The following is a 612-nucleotide window of genomic DNA, read 5'->3' on the forward strand; positions in this document are numbered from 1 at the left end:
TCTCCGGCGGGAAGACCGTCTACCGATACCCTCTCGAAACCGGCCTCGGTGTTCAGACCGACGTTCATGATGACGTTCTCATGCTTGATGGTGAAGATGTCGGACTTCTGGACCTCCGCCTGGCCGGGGTTGGCACTGATGGAGATGTTGTAGTTGCCCTCGGCAGCGGATTTCTGACCGAACTGGTCCACCGTGCGGAGGCTTCCCCTTACAAAAGCCTTGGTCTCCAGCTTATCGGAGGACCAAAGAGCAGAGGCGCTTCCGTCGAGGAGCTTCTTCTTGTTGAACTGAGTGGTGGTGGAGATGCGGTCGATCTCCTCGGACAGCTGGTTGACCTCGTCCTGGATGTACTTACGATCCTGGTTGGTCAGGGTGTCGTTGGCAGCCTGGACGGAGAGTTCTCTCATCCTCTGAAGGATGGAGTGGGTCTCGTTGAGGGCTCCCTCGGCGGTCTGGATCATGGAGATACCGTCCTGGGAGTTGCTTACAGCCTGGTCCAGTCCGTTGATCTGGGCACGCATCTTCTCGCTGATGGCGAGACCGGCTGCGTCGTCGGCGGCCGAGTTGATTCTCAGACCGGTCGACAGCTTGTTGATCGACTTCTGAAGGTTG

General features: G+C 58.0%; 1 protein-coding gene. It reads right to left on the reverse strand.

Annotated features, from left to right (window positions below; genetic code table 11):
* A partial coding sequence (locus tag L2W58_RS13015) for a flagellin N-terminal helical domain-containing protein (protein ID WP_476700529.1) occupies window positions 1–612 on the reverse strand: 612 nt, incomplete at both ends.

Origin of the sequence: Dethiosulfovibrio faecalis (assembly GCF_021568795.1) — a bacterium.
Taxonomy (GTDB): Bacteria; Synergistota; Synergistia; order Synergistales; family Dethiosulfovibrionaceae; genus Dethiosulfovibrio; species Dethiosulfovibrio faecalis.